Here is a 14,636-nt window from a genome sequence, read left to right as displayed (position 1 = left end):
ATCTTAGAAGGATTAATGCCCTTTTCTGTTGAACTTCTTATTGTAGAAAAGGGGCAGGTTAGTGGTGTTTTTTAGGTAATTAAAGGAAATAAACTTTGCGTAATTTTCCACTTTTTTTTGTAATAAATAATGGAATGTTAATTTTCTGTTAATTAAGGAGTTACGGTGTGAAGAATCGACTGGGGTAAATTAGGAAGTAGTGAGGATAAAACAGGGGGAATTTTATGATATGTCTTATCAATGATAAAGAACACAAAGAAAAAATAGCAAGAAATATATTGTGTGATCTACCAGATTGGTTTGGACTCCCAGAAAGCACGGACGAATATATACGTTACAGCAAGGATATGCCTTTTTGGGCCGATATTGAAGATGAAAAAACAAGAGGGTTTGCTGTATTGAAAGAGACAAGCCCCTATACTGTTGAAATATATGTTATGGGAGTGCTAAAAGAATTTCATAGGAAAAAAATAGGTAAGCAACTATTCCAATATTGTTATGAGTATTCTAAGAAACAAGGTTACTTATATATGCAAGTAAAAACAGTAAAAGAAGGGTGCTATGAAAATTATGATAGAACAATAGCCTTCTATAAGAATCTTGGGTTTAAAGAATTTGAATGTTTGCCTACCCTTTGGGATGAGTGGAATCCTTGTCAAATTTACGTAATGGCTCTTTAGTTAATTTTCATTTGGGGGCGTTGATCCAAGAAGAAGGATTAACGCTCTTTTAAAGCTCTTATTGGACAAACGGGCAGCATTTCTGAAATGAAGGAAATGAATTATGTATGCTAGAGCGACTAAGTTTGTGAATTAATGTACTTATACTAACGGGGGCTTTAGTTAAGAAGGCATCAAGAATGATGATTCATCTAATCAAGAACATTTGGTGAAGGGGTTATTCTTGATTGATCAATTGAATAAAAAGTAAAAGTATCCTTTGAATGCCTTTCAGAGTGTAGACAAACCCCTTTTTCAAAAAGCTGTTGATATTCTTTTAATTAGTATTCACTCCCAAATTTTAAACTATAATAAATTTTAACAATGCTTTGATATGGACGCAAAGAAAACGAGGGGATGGCTTGCATAAAATTGTAATTAAATTACTTTTAGTTTTGGGAGTGGTATTTTTAATGACCGGTTGCGGAGAAGATAAAAAAGAAATCACAGAAAAAGCAAATGAAGCAGCTATTAATTATTTAAAAGAAGAAAAAGATATAGTATTTGAACCTGAAAGTATCGAATTTACATCTGCTATAGGCGGAGGCACTGTCAGCGTAAATGGTTATGACAAAACTACATTGGAAAAATACAATGTATATGTTAATTATGGCGATGAAAAAGGGTATTGGGTTAGTGGTTATAGTACGGGAGAAGAAGTGGAAACCAAAGAGGTGAATTAAGAACAAGGCTGTTTTCGTATAGATTGTTGCTAAGAAGGACATACTGTATAGTAGAATAAAAGACTGAATCGGAGTGTTTCTAATGGCAATGGTTTGGTTTGGAGAGTGACAAAGGCAAAAAACATATCCATCACAGGAAACCTCGTAAACGGGGTGGTGTCGCTAAAAAACGGGGAATTTCCAAAGAACAAATTTGTGTAGTAGTTGCACACGATAGAAATGGTCAAATTCTTTCTCAAACAGCAGGATTAGGACGTATAACGGCTATTGAATTAGACTCGGTGTTAGGAAAACATATAGACTCCTCTGCTTTGTTATGCACTGATACAGCCACAAACTATAAGAAGTTTGCAACAATGAAAAAGTTGCAACACGAAGCAATCAACGTTAGTAAAAAACAGTACAAAAATAAGGGCATTTACCATATTCAACACGTTAATGGGTATCATAAACGCTTAAAAAAATGGATGGATAGATTTCAAGGAGTAGCCACTAAATATCTTGATAATTACCTTTTCTGGCATCGTTACCTTGAACTTAATAAGAAAATGCCTTTTCAAGAACGTGTGAAGAATTTGCTATAGCTTCCTGTAAACGTGTGAACTATACAACCGTTGAAAGTATTAGAAAAAGTGTGTAAAACACTCCCTCTATGGCGATAACTTTACTTTTAGAGTGCAAAACATATCGCATTTCTTACAAATTTCAAAGTTATATTCACGATGGTCTGTCTTTCTGAGATTTATTGCTTTATAATTTCTCTCAATTCCTGCGTTATTTCTTTGGATGTGAAATATACTCTGTCTTCGTGACCGATATAGAAAAATGCACTTTGTTCTCCCTCTTCGCCTAAATAACATTGTAACAACCAATTGTCGCCTTTATAGTCTGTAATGAGTAAATCATAATTCACACCTTCCAGCTTGTCCTTCTCTTGTTTAGCAGTTATGAAGGCGTTTTTTAAAGTATCCAATTCTTTCGAGTCTTCAAAAGTTACAAAGAATTCATTGTTAAGTTTTCCAAAAGCAGTCGATTTGGAAATAGCGATTTCTTTTATATCGCTGACATCAACCATCAACATTCCATTTTCCTTTTCGGATTGACAGCCTGTTAATGCTAAAGTTATGAAAATAGATGTCAAGATTGTAAATATTAATTTGCAATTCATTCTCATCACCTCCAAATTCAATTACTGCAATAATTATCCTACCAAGAACTATTATACTATTGTTTCTGGAAAATTTTCCAATCCCTTTGTTATCCATTAGCAACAATCATTTAGAAAAGAGCCAAGAACAAAGACCATCTCTATTAGAATAGAAGAATAGGAATAGAAGAAGGGGCTGTCTAATCGACTTTGTCGACAGCCTGAGGAGCTGATCATCAGCTCCTTTTTTCTTTGTGTAACGAATGTGGCAGAATCGATTGTTTAAATTAGGAGGAGAATATGGGTCTTTTGTTGAAGTGTAATTAAAAGTGGAGGTGCACAATGCAAGAATATATATATCATATGGTTCCTAAAGAGATGATTGGCGACAAACTTATACCATTACATGCATTAGGTAAAACCTTTCCTCATTTGTATGAGAAATATAGGAGAAAGTATTTGGATCACCCTGAGAGACCAAAATTGCTAACAAAACAAATTCCAAAACTTAATTGTTTATGGAATGATGTCCTTCATTTTCTACCTCTACATCCTTACTTTGTTTATGAAGCTCTCGCAAGCTTAGGAATAAAAACTAAAGAAGAACAAAATTTTTTTAAAATCCCCATTGAAAGACTAACACATAATAGGAATGCTATATATCTGTACACAAAAGAGAAATATAAAGGTCCAGCGGAAGATATTGAAGAAGATGAAATTAAGCTATTGAACATTGAGACTTATAGAGAACTTAAAGAAATACCCGCTGCATCAGTAGAATATTACAAAACTGAAAATGAAAAGGGTAACAGATTTGGTCTCTTTCCATACATTCCCCATTTATTAAGTCTGGGAGAGGTTGAAATAAATAATGTGGAGATTATATCTTGGAACCAATTAAAATGAATCGCCTTTTGGTGAGGAAATGAAATATATACTTTGATCTTTATATTTTCATAAGAGGTGAATTCAATGGTTATAAGAAGAGCAACATTAGCAGATGCGATAGATATTGCGAAGGTACACGTTGATAGTTGGAGATCTACTTATAAAAACATCATTCCAGATGAATTTTTAAAGAAATTATCATATGATCAGCGGACTGACTTGTGGATCCGTAATATTTCTAAAGAAGGAAATTATGTCTTTGTAGCAGAAAATAATGAAGGAGAAATCGTAGGCTTTGCCGATTGCGGTAAAAAAGAAAAGAATACTGTCACTGAATCTGGTGATTTAACTTCTATTTATCTCCTTGAAGAGTATCAAGGAAAAGGGATTGGAAAGCAACTATTGAAACAGCTTTTTCTTCAATTTCAAGCACTTGGTTTCAATAGAGTATTTGTTGAAGTATTGGAAGATAATAATACCCGTTATTTCTATGAGTATTATGATGCAAGCCTACTTAAATCAGAAAAAATAACAATCGCAGGTGCTGAGATGAATCTTCTGATATACGAGTGGAATAACCTTAACCAAGTCTTATCTAAGTTCTGACCATTTTAGTTGAATCAAATCTTCCAAAAAATAGAGTGATAGGAAAACTAAGTACATTCGTTTATTATAATTAATTTCAATTGTAGAGTTAGTAGGAGTTAGAAGATGAAATTTAAAAAAAGGAAAAGAGATAGGCTGAAAGGCTTTTTTAAAGATATCTTAGAGGAGCTAAGTGCCTCCATTATATGTGAAGTGGCTGGGTACATCATCATGCTTATACCAAGAATGATGATTCGCATAGTCAAGAATATTTGGTGAAGGGGTTAGTCCAAAATATGGTGAAATTCATAAAAACTATCGAGGTGGATTGTATGAAATATACTTGTCCTTGCTGTGGGTATAAAACATTAGATGAAGAACCAACCGATACATATGAAATTTGTAAAATATGCTTTTGGGAAGATGACGGCCTTCAATTTCGAAAACCTGATTATGAAGGTGGGGCTAATGAAGTGTCATTAAGACAAGCACAAAATAACTTCACTGAATTTGGGGTATCCGAGAAACGCTTTAGTGAGTTTGTAAGAAAGCCAAATGACAAAGATATAAAAGATCCTAATTGGAAACCGTTTAGCTTATAGTTTTAGATTGCTATTGCTTATATGTTTATAGGGGTATCTTAATCAATTGTGAATTATTCAGTAGCGAAATTAATACGAGCTGGGGCTTTACTTCACTTAATTACATAAAAAGAAACCCATAATTCTTCAGGGTTTCTCTCGATAACTTAGCATTTTGGAAAAAAATGTTATGCATCAGGTTATGCCTGAAAATTTTGAGGGGATTTTTGAGTATAAGTAAGATGGATTTACCTTAGTTCCAATAACCTATTACCTTTGGGAAAATCAGAAAGAACTTCGATAAAAACAAGGTAGAGTGTTGAATTTATTAGGATCTTATAGTAACGTAATTTAGAGTTAGAAAACTAATTATTCCCATGAATGGTATTCATATGATGATTTGTTTTTTAGTAAATAAAGAAAACGATGGTATAAATACTATGTTTATAAAAAACTTTATCAGTCAATACATCATATTCCCAATAATTTTTGTGGTAATATTTGTATTATTTTCCGTCTTTAAACTTGATGATACCCCTGTTCCTATAAGTGATGTTTTAAATATGATATTACTCTATTATTTCGCAATTAGTGTGTATAATGCTTTGCCAGTTATAAAATCTAATAGCAGTAAAAAAGGGAGCCATTAAATGGTTCCCTTTTTTACTGCTTACCAATCATTATATTTGTATACACATGTACCATTATAATACAATAATTGAAGTGCAATCGCAGGTGCATTTCCTTTAATACCAAGAGCCAATAATTTTTTAGCTAAAGTTTTATACTTTTTGTCTTTTGCTAAGGTCAGAAGAGTATTTATAGTAGTAAGGGTAAGTGTTTCCATAAAGGCATTTTTTATCTTTTTTTGAACACAGGCATCAATTTTATTTTTGTTTGGTACTGCCATTGTAGTTATACCTGTGTTTGATGAATTTTCACCAATTGTAATGTTATTTGCGCCTGTTGCAGATCCTTCAAAATCAAAGCCTATTATATTGCCATTTTCATCTTTTATGCTGGCTTCTTCATAAATAAACTCGAGTTGTTCAGCTAATTTCTCCAACTTCTTCTGAATCAACTTCTTCTGCACTAATAACGGTAGAAAAAAGTGATGAAATTGCTATCATTAATGATAGAGTAATCAAAAATATAAGAGTGAGTTTACAAATATCCCGCATTGTTTTGATCCATTTGATTTTCTGCCCTAGATATTAAATGCTGTTGAAGAATTGAATAAAATAGAGACAAAAGAACAATTATATATTGTTGAACCAACAGGTTTATTACCCGAATTGCTTTTTTTAGACGACATAGAAATACTTTTAACCAAACTAGGTTATCCAGTCCCAATCCATTATGATTGGTGGTGTTTGTATATGAAACTTTATGAAGGTAAAAATGTTTCTGATACTACTTTCAATGAATTTAAGATTTATATTAATAAACTGTCTCCGTATTTATTTGAAGTAACTGCATTTATTAAGGAACAATATAAAACCATTGGCAGATTTGAATTATTGAAAAAGATTAATGTAATATAATCAAAGACGGCTCCCCACATTTACGCTACTATAATCGTTGATTAAGGTTCCAAAACTTCATGCCTTTATCTGTATGAAGTTTTTTTTGTGATACACACTTAAAATTAAACCGAACAAGAAGGCGTTAATCATGGCAGATAATGCACCATAGCTCATAAATGGAAGGGATAGGCTTATGATCGGTAATAAGCCAAGAGACATTCCGATGCTGATGGTTACTTGTGCAGTAAATATGGCAAAACAGCCGGAAACAAGCATTTTCCCAAAAGGGTCTTTCACAGTTTGGAATATACGAGAAATTCGCCAAATCATCCATAAAAATAGGAGACCTATGAGCAAGGCCCCAACCCAGCCAAGATTATAGGTAATGGTGACAAAGATAAAATCCGTCATCATTTCATTAGAAAAATCAAACGCTCCAAGCGAACCAAAATGGCCAAACCATCCGGCATCCTCAATTAGCCTTTCTAGTTTCAAATAGGTATACCCCGATGTCTCACTAAATTTTTCAGGCGTAACGAAGGCAGTAAGTCGTTGAAATTGATAGGTCTTTATATCTTTCAAGGATACCGAGACTAGTATAAGGGAAACACATGCAGTAAACAGGACCCCAGCCGTGATAAGGAGTTTCTTTTTACTTAGGCCGCTTCGCCAGACCATTACAGCAACCATCAATGAGTATAGCCCCACCGCCTGCACGTTGGCTGTATTCATAAACAAAAAAGTGGAACAAATGTATAAAAAGGCTGCCAAATAAACATTCATCTTTTTCGATTGCAGTATTCCGGCCCAGGCCAGGAGGAAAATAGGCAGAACTACAATAGAATCGACCGACATTAAGCCCAGAATATTCAGTTGAGGACGCCCGTGCATGATTACATTGGAAAATATGAACTGAACAAGAATCAGACATCCCACCGTAAAGAAAACCCAGCCCCATCTTTGTAATTTCCGGTAATCGAAAAAAAGTAGGAGGCAGGCCAAAATGACACTTCCTGTTACAGAATATACCTGCTTCAGCACGGAAAAGGTATGACCATCCTTAAATAAGAAGGATAATAAAAACAGACCCATAGCGGACATGAACAGAAACATGCTCATTAGCTTCCAATCGATTTTTGGTCTGTGCAGCTTGTCCATCTTCAGTCCAATGTCAGAGGGGTTACCCATATTCCTAACAGCCATTTCCTCTGCTTCGTCCTCTTGATAACCTTTTTTGATCCATTCTTTTTTGGCTTGATGCAAATGGCCTTTTAGTTCAGCTTCTATATACTTTTTGGCTTCTTTTGATCGGATATACGACGAAACCTCATCTAAAAATTGATTGCTTCTCAATCGCCTCTTCCTCCTTCAAACGCTGTCCTCCAAAGAGCTGAGGCAGAACCACTTTTTGATTCCTTTTTCTTTAGCCACTTTTTCGCACGTTCATCCAAGGAATAGAGTTTCCTTTCATCCGTTTCCCAAAAAGACAGGAGCCAGCCTTCCTTCTCAAGCTCATGCAAGACAGTATACAAGGAACCATCTTTACCTTCAAAATTCCGGATGCCTTTCTGGTAGAGCGATTCATTAATTTGATAACCACTTTTCTCCTTATCCAATGATCTGAAAATGGCAATCATGATGTCTTCCATGCTCGCATCCTGCTTTTTGATAGAAGAATGGATGGAACTTCTATGGTCATCCGTGAATTTCAATTCAGGAAATGTATGTTTTTTCATAGCCGATTTCAAGCGTGTTAATTTATCTTCCATCGGTAGATTCCTCCCAATAGGTTTTTAGCCTTCTTTTCGCCTGGCGCATACGGGTCTTCACAGTGCCGAGTTTGACCCCGGTAATTTCAGAGATCTCCTTGAGCTTCATTTCTTGAAAATAATGAAGGTAAATCAGCTCGCGATACTGAATCGGCAGGGCCATGACTGCATCAGCCAGTTTTCTATCTTCATCCTGCTGAATGACATCATCTTCCACATTATTGGTAGAAGTCCATTCAAGCTCCTGATCCGCAGTCGAAACGTTTCGGAAGTACCAGCTTTTCCTATAATCCTTACAATGATTAATAGCGATTTTCCAAAGCCACGTCCGTATACTAGATTGTTGGTTATATGTAGGCAAAGCTTTATAAGATTTGATGAAGATCTCCTGTGTCAGGTCCTCGGCGACAACTGCATCTTTTACATAGGAATAGACCAATTGCAAAATATCCTGACCATAAAGGGACATCATTTCATCAAATAAGGCTTCATCATCTTTCAATTGAGACCACTTCAACACAAACTCCTCCAAAACAGTTCACACTTCCTTTCCTAGATATATAGACGATAGTACTTATAAGAAGGTTTTCTATTTTTATAAAATTATCCCATTTGTTGTGATGGCAGTTGAAAATAAGAAATATTGATTGATTTATAATGAAGTATTCTGTATATCCGATTGTTGAATACTATAAGTAAAAATAGTGTAGGAGGGGTTACAATTTGGAGATGGAAGGAATAAAGACCATATTAAGTGAAACATTTGAGGGCCCGGAAGGCAACTCGAGTTGGTTCACTGAATCGAAGCCAGGGAGTGGATTGTTCGGCACTATTGATCCATTAAGCTCTGAGGAGGCTTCGGTACTAATCGAAGGCGTGACGATCGCGGCTCATACGGATCACACACGTTACCACTTATGGGCGAATAACCAATCATTGGAGGGCAAGGAGCAGGATTTCAATTGGGATGAAAGTTGGGAAATCGGAGCAGTGACAAGCGGTGAATGGGAGGACATAAAGAATGGGCTTCATCATGAATACATGAAGATGGATGAATACATCAGTCAGGAACGAGATATGAATTCTTCTACGGCCACTATTCTCTTAGGGGCATTGGCCCATGCTGCATATCATTTAGGAGCAATCAGGCAGATGGTCAAGGGTATAAATAACTTATAAGGGGTGTGAGTTGGTTGAAGATTGTGGCTATCTTTAACGGGACAGGTTAGTGGAAGAACATATTGAGGACGTACTCTCAATAAGCAATACACACCTGATAATTTTATAGGGTGAATACTTCGACTATTATTACTATCGTCCCTAAAAATAAAGCCACAGTTAAAAAGAACCACACTAATAGGTTTACTGGATTATGAAGTCCCATAACCTCTTGCCACGTAGCTTTATGAGCCCTGTCATTTACCTGATATCTTTTAAGCTGAATGTATAAATAAATATTTATTACAATTGAAATTATTATTAAAATAACTAAAAATGAAGTGAAAGTTATATCCATATTAAATTCATTCCCTTCTGCTCTTAGAATTTAAGTGGAAATTATAACATCATTATTTTATTTTAACATATATAACCAAATCCTTTGCGTTTTTTCAATCAACCTTAAACATAGCCTGATATAAACATTGTTTAAAAGAAATAATACACTGTTTTGTGATGTTTCTAATTTAAACTAACGGGGCAGGTTAGTGAAACTTTAGTATCTAGTTCGTAAAAATACGATATGGAACCATTTAAGTCTAAAAGGAGGGATTGAATTGAGTTTCGCTACTTGGTTTGCTGTCGGCATTGGCACAGCTATTGCAATAGGTTTATTCGGAAAATTGAAAAGGAAAGAATAAAACTGTTTCTTCATATTGAAGAAAGGTTCATTTTTTACTAATGGGTGCGTTAGTTGAAGATGTAAAGATAAGTGTACGTTATAAAAGATTGTTGCTATCCCTTTTTCTTCTTTACATCAACTAAGTGACTTAGAAATAGCCCATAAAAAGAAGAGAGCAACTGTAAACTACACAGTTGCCCTCCTGATCTAAGATCCATTATTAATCTAGCTTTTTTGTACAATGCAGTACTCAGTCTACAGGACGGTTTTCAAAGTCATAGTCCACCGTGACAGGAGCCACCCGTGCATTTTTTAATGCCGGCGTTTCCGGACGGGCAATTTGATACACGCTGGCACCGATAATTTCAGTGGCTTGCTGTAATTTTTCTTTGGATATCTTATCCAGTGTATCTGTAGGCTGGTGATACCAAGGCTCTACAGGGGAATGGATGAACAGGGCGGATGGAATGCCGAGCTCATGGAATGGTTGATGGTCACTTCTGCCCAGCTGTCCAAAAGGAATTGCCACATCCATTGTTCTTGCTCCTGCTGAGGAACCCAGGTCCGTTACCAGGTTTTTCTTTCCATCGATGGTATACATGATTAAACCGCCTGCTGGATTATCCGCGCCTGCATCACGTCCACCTATCATATCCATTTGGAAGTGAGCCACCATGCGGTCTACATCCGATTTGGGAAGGGAATTCGCATAGAAGGATGATCCAACGAGCCCTCTTTCCTCCGCTCCAAACGTCATGAAGCGAATTTCCGTGTCAATTGGCGTTTTGGCCAGGATCCTTGCCAATTCCAGCACAGCCGATACACCCGAAGCATCGTCGTTTGCACCAGGGCCGCCTGGGACAGAATCATGGTGGGCGCCAACCGTGATGATTTGACCATTATCCTTATTAGGTTTTGGCTTTAGGGAAGCGATGACATTGTAGGATGTCTTTTCGATTCTTTCCACTTTGCCCACTTCCAGAGTGGTCGTGATCGGTTTAGTTTTAAGCTGTTCGACCAGTTCTAATCCTTGGGCTTGGGTAATGGCTACAGCAGGAATATTTTGCCCGGCTGATACTTGTCCAAAGTTATTTCCTGAAGGGGAGTTATTGTACATCAAGACGCCAACCGCTCCCTTATTTAGGACATTCTGAACCTTATCAACAAAGTTAATGTCTCCACGTTCGATTAGGGCAATTTTCCCGGATACATCACCAATCTCCTCTGGTTTTGCTTTCCCAACATAAACAAGTTCGGCGGTGACCTTCCCGCTGATACTGCCGCTAAAGGCACGCGGTGTTCCTCCTAAATCGCTGTCACCAAGTTTCACTTTTACAGTTTGCACCGTATCATAGATGGGAAAAGGCTGAATCTTTGTTTCAAAACCGAGACTCTTAAACTGGCTTTCTATGTATTTGACTGCACGAATCTCGCCTTCTGTACCAGCTGCCCTCGGTTCCTCTGATAGATAGGCAATCGTGTTATACATATTGTCCGCACTGATTTTTTTAATCACTTTGTTATCAAAAGCTGTGCTGGACTGGGCATTAGGTGCCCCGTTTCCGTTTGGTTGTGCCAATGCTGTACCAGATGATAGAACCATCCCCGTAGCCAATAGAACTGTTAATGATTTTCTATACATAAAATCCCACCTTCGTCATAATATCCCTAATTATGTAATTTACTGAATAGTTTGTAAATGAGTCATTAGTCTGTAAAGTCGAGACTAATTGATAGCTGACACCTACTTACATACTATAAGCTGGGTAAATCCGGGAGGGAAAAAGGTATCCATCTATCTTTTGCCGAAAAGATAAGGGACTAGAAGAAATACTTTTTAGTAGGTAATAGATTTAGGAGGGAAAGGATTGAAACAAACCTTATTGATCATTGATGCTCAACAGGATTTAATGGAAGGGAATTCAGAGGAACAAGGGGTTTTTGAGAAAGAAAGGCTCATTCATACGATTAATACTGTCATTGAAAAAGCGATAAACGAAAGGATTCCCGTTGTTTTCATCAGGGATCTAGATGTGGCAAATGGTGAAGGACCTGGATTTCAGATACATAGAGATATTAACGTTCCATTAACGTCTACCATCTTGGACAAAGCGGCCACTAATTCATTTTATGGTACACCGTTGAACGAACATTTACGGGAAAACCATGTGGAGCACCTTGTAATAATGGGATGCAAGACCGAGCATTGCATTGATACTGCGGTACGAACAGCAACGATCAATCACTATGATGTCACGTTAGTGGGGGATGGACACTCCACGACCGACTCGAAAATCCTATCTGCCAAACAAATCATCCTCCATCACAACGAGACCCTCCATGGTCACTATAATGTAGATAACTTTTCCCTTGTTAGGCAATCTACTGAAGATGTATTTAACCCTGTTCATGGGGAATACCGATCATCCAATTAAAAATGATAAGAAAATAGCGATAAAAGAAACAACCAAAGAGCTGTGGACCTATAACAGATCCACAGCTCTTTATCTTTCATTCCTTCATTTTCGGATTTTTTCCATTTCATCTGCTACGAATTGTACTTGCGTTCCAACAATCACTTGAATGCTTTGTGGCCCGACAATATTGATTCCTGGTACTCCTGTTGATTTAATCTTATCTTGGTCAACCGCATCCATGTTTTTGACTTCAATTCTTAAGCGTGTTACACAATTATCAATAGACGTCACATTAGCGTCCCCGCCTAGACCATCATAAATTTTGGTCGCCATTACAGCGAATTTATTTCCTACTGGTGAATGGCTACCATCTACTTCAATATCCTCATCTGTATCTGCTTCCCTACCAGGAGTTGCTAAGTTGAACTTCGTAATCAAGAAACGGAATAATACATAATAAATGACGGCAAAGAAAAGACCTTGAAGTAGTAACATATATGGCTGATTAGCCAATGGTAGTCTTGAACTTAAAACGAAGTCGACTAGTCCTGCACTAAAACCAAATCCTGCTGTCCAATGGAAAAATGCTGCAATGGCTAATGAAATACCTGTTAAGGCGGCATGAACTACATAAAGAGCCGGAGCTAAAAACATGAATGAAAATTCAAGTGGTTCTGTAACTCCTGTAAAGAATGAAGCAAATCCTGCTGCTAACATTAACGATGCCGCTTGTTTTTTTCTTTTCGTTTTTGCAGTATGATACATGGCTAAAGCTGCGGCCGGTAAACCGAACATCATGATTGGGAAGAACCCTGCTTGATACATCCCTGTAGTTCCCTTTGTTCCCGTTCCTGCCCAGAAATTTCCGATATCATTAATTCCAGCTACATCAAACCAAAACACGGAGTTTAATGCATGGTGCAGTCCTGTTGGAATTAAAAGTCTATTGAAGAATCCATATAATCCTGCACCCACAAAATCCAACTTACTAATCGCTGTACCGAAAGATACCAATCCTGTAAAGATGACTGGCCATGCAAAGAATAATATCACGGAAACCAGCAACATTGAAACCGCTGTCATGATTGGTACTAAACGTTTTCCACTAAAGAAGGATAAGGCAGCTGGCAATTGTACGTGACTAAACCGATTGTACATGATCGAAGCTACGATTCCCGAGAGAATCCCAACAAATTGATTTTCTATTTTTTCAAAGGCTGGGTTTACATTATCTGCATCAATGCCTTGTAGCATCGCTACTGAATCTATCGAAAGCAAAGTTGTAACGACTAAGTAGGCGACTAACCCGCTCAATGCAGCTGATCCGTCTTTGTGTTTAGACATACCTAGAGCTACTCCGACTGCAAATAAGATGGACATGTTGTCAATAATGGAAGATCCAGCTTTAATGAAGAACGCAGCTATCGGATTATCAGCTCCCCAACCCGAAGGATCTATCCAATAACCGATCCCCATCAAAATGGCTGCAGCTGGCAATACTGCTACTGGTAACATCAATGAGCGACCAATTTTCTGTAGATATTTCATCATGTAAAATACCCCCTATCAATTTTTTTGATTGAAAAATATAACACTATCATTCTTTATATTTTCTCTGGTATACTCCAACGCTGCTTTAATCTCTCTATATGGAGGGTGATGTAGCCAAGTTCATATTCCGGAAGTTCCATTTCATAAGTGTTCATTAATACTTGAGATACTTCCTTAGCGCATTGATAGGCAATCGGAAACTTGTTTTTTATCATCTCTAGCATTTCCTCATCCATGGTATGAAGTTCAAAATGCTTTATTCTAGAGATGGAATGACAAAGATGTGTGATTAAACGTTGGTAAGAAATATCATCATGATGTATCGTAATATCCAAGTATTCAGTGATTGTTTGGATCAAATCACTGATAATGGCTGTTTGTCTTACGGTTTCCTTCATATCTCCATTTTGTGGTTTAGCGGTATGGATATGAAGGGCAATATAGCCTGCTTCATCTATGGGCATTTCAATGTGAAACCTCTTCGCAATGTGCTGAATTGCCCACATCCCAATTTCAAATTCAGTTTTGTAGAGTACTTTAATTTCTTGAAGAAGCTTGTTCTGTAAATGGATTCCTTCTTGTTCTCTTTCAATCGCAAAGGACAAATGGTCTGTTAGAACAATATGGATATGGTCACTTAATTTCACATCTAACTTTTCTTCTGCATAGGAAATGATTTCTTCCGATATTTCGAAATGTTTTTCAGGGATTCTCATTATAAGCTGCTGGAACTTATCCGTTTCCTCTATAACAAAAAGCTTTTCAACATCTTGTGTTTTGACAAGATCATTTCTTCGCTTGTTAAAGGCAATGCCTGTACCGATGGCTATTTTCTCGGTTTGCCCGTCTTCAACCACTACCGCGTTATTATTCAAGATTTTTTTTATTTTCACTTGAATATTCCTCCTCAAACATGTGGCATAGGAAATG

General features: G+C 36.8%; 17 protein-coding genes and 1 pseudogene. 10 read left to right on the top strand and 8 right to left on the bottom strand.

The features are described 5' to 3' along the window. The first annotated feature begins 224 nt into the window (after window positions 1-224). The 3 genes and pseudogenes from ACIQXH_RS05390 to ACIQXH_RS05380 all read left to right on the top strand — a co-directional run. Entirely contained in the window at window positions 225-680 is a 456-nt protein-coding gene (locus ACIQXH_RS05390; protein ID WP_403122471.1) for a GNAT family N-acetyltransferase, read from the top strand. 401 nt (window positions 681-1,081) lie between these two features. Then, window positions 1,082-1,402, top strand: a complete 321-nt coding sequence (locus ACIQXH_RS05385) for a hypothetical protein (RefSeq protein ID WP_402957542.1) — start codon at window positions 1,082-1,084, stop codon at window positions 1,400-1,402. A gap of 92 nt (window positions 1,403-1,494) precedes the next feature. Continuing rightward, window positions 1,495-2,042: pseudogene (locus ACIQXH_RS05380) on the top strand (IS1595 family transposase); the annotation flags it as partial. Window positions 2,043-2,144: 102 nt separating this feature from the next. Here ACIQXH_RS05380 and ACIQXH_RS05375 read toward each other — a convergent pair. After that, window positions 2,145-2,570, bottom strand: coding sequence for a type 1 periplasmic-binding domain-containing protein (locus ACIQXH_RS05375; RefSeq protein ID WP_402873451.1), 426 nt, complete (start codon window positions 2,568-2,570; stop codon window positions 2,145-2,147). A 321-nt stretch (window positions 2,571-2,891) separates the two neighbouring features. Here ACIQXH_RS05375 and ACIQXH_RS05370 point away from each other — a divergent pair, with 321 nt between their 5' ends. The 4 genes from ACIQXH_RS05370 (at window position 2,892) to ACIQXH_RS05355 (ending at window position 4,624) form a co-directional block, all read left to right on the top strand. Beyond that, entirely contained in the window at window positions 2,892-3,455 is a 564-nt protein-coding gene (locus tag ACIQXH_RS05370) for a group-specific protein (RefSeq protein WP_402957544.1), read from the top strand. Between the two features lie 66 nt (window positions 3,456-3,521). Beyond that, complete coding sequence (locus tag ACIQXH_RS05365; protein WP_403122469.1) at window positions 3,522-4,043, top strand: GNAT family N-acetyltransferase; 522 nt, start codon at window positions 3,522-3,524, stop codon at window positions 4,041-4,043. A 105-nt stretch (window positions 4,044-4,148) separates the two neighbouring features. After that, entirely contained in the window at window positions 4,149-4,301 is a 153-nt protein-coding gene (locus tag ACIQXH_RS05360) for a hypothetical protein (RefSeq protein WP_402957548.1), read from the top strand. Between the two features lie 53 nt (window positions 4,302-4,354). Beyond that, entirely contained in the window at window positions 4,355-4,624 is a 270-nt protein-coding gene (locus ACIQXH_RS05355) for a CPCC family cysteine-rich protein (protein WP_402957550.1), read from the top strand. Window positions 4,625-5,273: 649 nt separating this feature from the next. Here ACIQXH_RS05355 and ACIQXH_RS05350 read toward each other — a convergent pair. Further along, window positions 5,274-5,669 carry a hypothetical protein gene (locus ACIQXH_RS05350; RefSeq protein ID WP_403122467.1) on the bottom strand — a complete coding sequence of 132 codons (396 nt, stop codon included), beginning with the start codon at window positions 5,667-5,669 and terminating at the stop codon, window positions 5,274-5,276. 166 nt (window positions 5,670-5,835) lie between these two features. Here ACIQXH_RS05350 and ACIQXH_RS05345 point away from each other — a divergent pair, with 166 nt between their 5' ends. Next, on the top strand, window positions 5,836-6,147 hold the full coding sequence (locus ACIQXH_RS05345; RefSeq protein WP_402957554.1) for a hypothetical protein: 312 nt from the start codon (window positions 5,836-5,838) through the stop codon (window positions 6,145-6,147). Between the two features lie 57 nt (window positions 6,148-6,204). Here the strand turns inward: ACIQXH_RS05345 and ACIQXH_RS05340 are convergent, their stop codons facing one another. Genes ACIQXH_RS05340 through ACIQXH_RS05330 form a run of 3 tightly spaced genes read right to left on the bottom strand, consistent with a single transcriptional unit; the run spans window position 6,205 to window position 8,430 of the window. Beyond that, window positions 6,205-7,482 carry an FtsW/RodA/SpoVE family cell cycle protein gene (locus ACIQXH_RS05340; protein ID WP_403122465.1) on the bottom strand — a complete coding sequence of 426 codons (1,278 nt, stop codon included), beginning with the start codon at window positions 7,480-7,482 and terminating at the stop codon, window positions 6,205-6,207. Then, the gene (locus ACIQXH_RS05335; RefSeq protein WP_402873460.1) at window positions 7,479-7,898 is read right to left on the bottom strand and encodes a PadR family transcriptional regulator; all 420 of its coding nucleotides are present in this window, start codon (window positions 7,896-7,898) and stop codon (window positions 7,479-7,481) included. The genes ACIQXH_RS05340 and ACIQXH_RS05335 overlap by 4 nt, the downstream gene beginning before the upstream one ends. Next, window positions 7,888-8,430 carry a sigma-70 family RNA polymerase sigma factor gene (locus tag ACIQXH_RS05330; RefSeq protein ID WP_402873463.1) on the bottom strand — a complete coding sequence of 181 codons (543 nt, stop codon included), beginning with the start codon at window positions 8,428-8,430 and terminating at the stop codon, window positions 7,888-7,890. The genes ACIQXH_RS05335 and ACIQXH_RS05330 overlap by 11 nt, the downstream gene beginning before the upstream one ends. Before the next feature lie 191 nt (window positions 8,431-8,621). Between ACIQXH_RS05330 and ACIQXH_RS05325 the strand changes: the two genes are divergently transcribed. Beyond that, a complete protein-coding gene (locus ACIQXH_RS05325; protein WP_402873466.1) occupies window positions 8,622-9,077 on the top strand; it encodes a hypothetical protein in 456 nt (151 codons plus the stop codon). Window positions 9,078-9,988: 911 nt separating this feature from the next. On the opposite strand, the gene ACIQXH_RS05320 is transcribed toward ACIQXH_RS05325, so the two are convergent. Then, a complete protein-coding gene (locus tag ACIQXH_RS05320) occupies window positions 9,989-11,380 on the bottom strand; it encodes a M28 family peptidase (protein WP_403122463.1) in 1,392 nt (463 codons plus the stop codon). A 226-nt stretch (window positions 11,381-11,606) separates the two neighbouring features. Between ACIQXH_RS05320 and ACIQXH_RS05315 the strand changes: the two genes are divergently transcribed. Next, window positions 11,607-12,173, top strand: coding sequence for a cysteine hydrolase family protein (locus ACIQXH_RS05315; protein WP_403122461.1), 567 nt, complete (start codon window positions 11,607-11,609; stop codon window positions 12,171-12,173). A gap of 84 nt (window positions 12,174-12,257) precedes the next feature. Here the strand turns inward: ACIQXH_RS05315 and nagE are convergent, their stop codons facing one another. Beyond that, a complete protein-coding gene (nagE, locus tag ACIQXH_RS05310) occupies window positions 12,258-13,706 on the bottom strand; it encodes an N-acetylglucosamine-specific PTS transporter subunit IIBC (RefSeq protein ID WP_403122459.1) in 1,449 nt (482 codons plus the stop codon). Between the two features lie 53 nt (window positions 13,707-13,759). Further along, window positions 13,760-14,599 (bottom strand): PRD domain-containing protein, encoded by an 840-nt coding sequence (locus ACIQXH_RS05305; protein ID WP_403122457.1) that lies wholly within the window; start codon window positions 14,597-14,599, stop codon window positions 13,760-13,762. Between the last annotated feature and the right edge of the window lie 37 nt (window positions 14,600-14,636).

It is taken from the genome of Peribacillus sp. NPDC097225 (assembly GCF_044761955.1).
Lineage (GTDB): Bacteria > Bacillota > Bacilli > Bacillales > DSM-1321 > Peribacillus.
This window is presented reverse-complemented; position numbering and strand designations above follow the sequence as displayed.

Bases quoted from the DNA above. Each gene is read 5' to 3' on its own strand.
- ACIQXH_RS05390 (WP_403122471.1), top strand. From the start codon at position 225: ATGATATGTCTTATCAATGATAAAGAACACAAAGAAAAAATAGCAAGA.
- ACIQXH_RS05375 (WP_402873451.1), bottom strand. From the start codon at position 2,570: ATGAATTGCAAATTAATATTTACAATCTTGACATCTATTTTCATAACT.
- ACIQXH_RS05370 (WP_402957544.1), top strand. From the start codon at position 2,892: ATGCAAGAATATATATATCATATGGTTCCTAAAGAGATGATTGGCGAC.
- ACIQXH_RS05365 (WP_403122469.1), top strand. From the start codon at position 3,522: ATGGTTATAAGAAGAGCAACATTAGCAGATGCGATAGATATTGCGAAG.
- ACIQXH_RS05360 (WP_402957548.1), top strand. From the start codon at position 4,149: ATGAAATTTAAAAAAAGGAAAAGAGATAGGCTGAAAGGCTTTTTTAAA.
- ACIQXH_RS05355 (WP_402957550.1), top strand. From the start codon at position 4,355: ATGAAATATACTTGTCCTTGCTGTGGGTATAAAACATTAGATGAAGAA.
- ACIQXH_RS05335 (WP_402873460.1), bottom strand. From the start codon at position 7,898: ATGGAAGATAAATTAACACGCTTGAAATCGGCTATGAAAAAACATACA.
- ACIQXH_RS05320 (WP_403122463.1), bottom strand. From the start codon at position 11,380: ATGTATAGAAAATCATTAACAGTTCTATTGGCTACGGGGATGGTTCTA.
- nagE (WP_403122459.1), bottom strand. From the start codon at position 13,706: ATGATGAAATATCTACAGAAAATTGGTCGCTCATTGATGTTACCAGTA.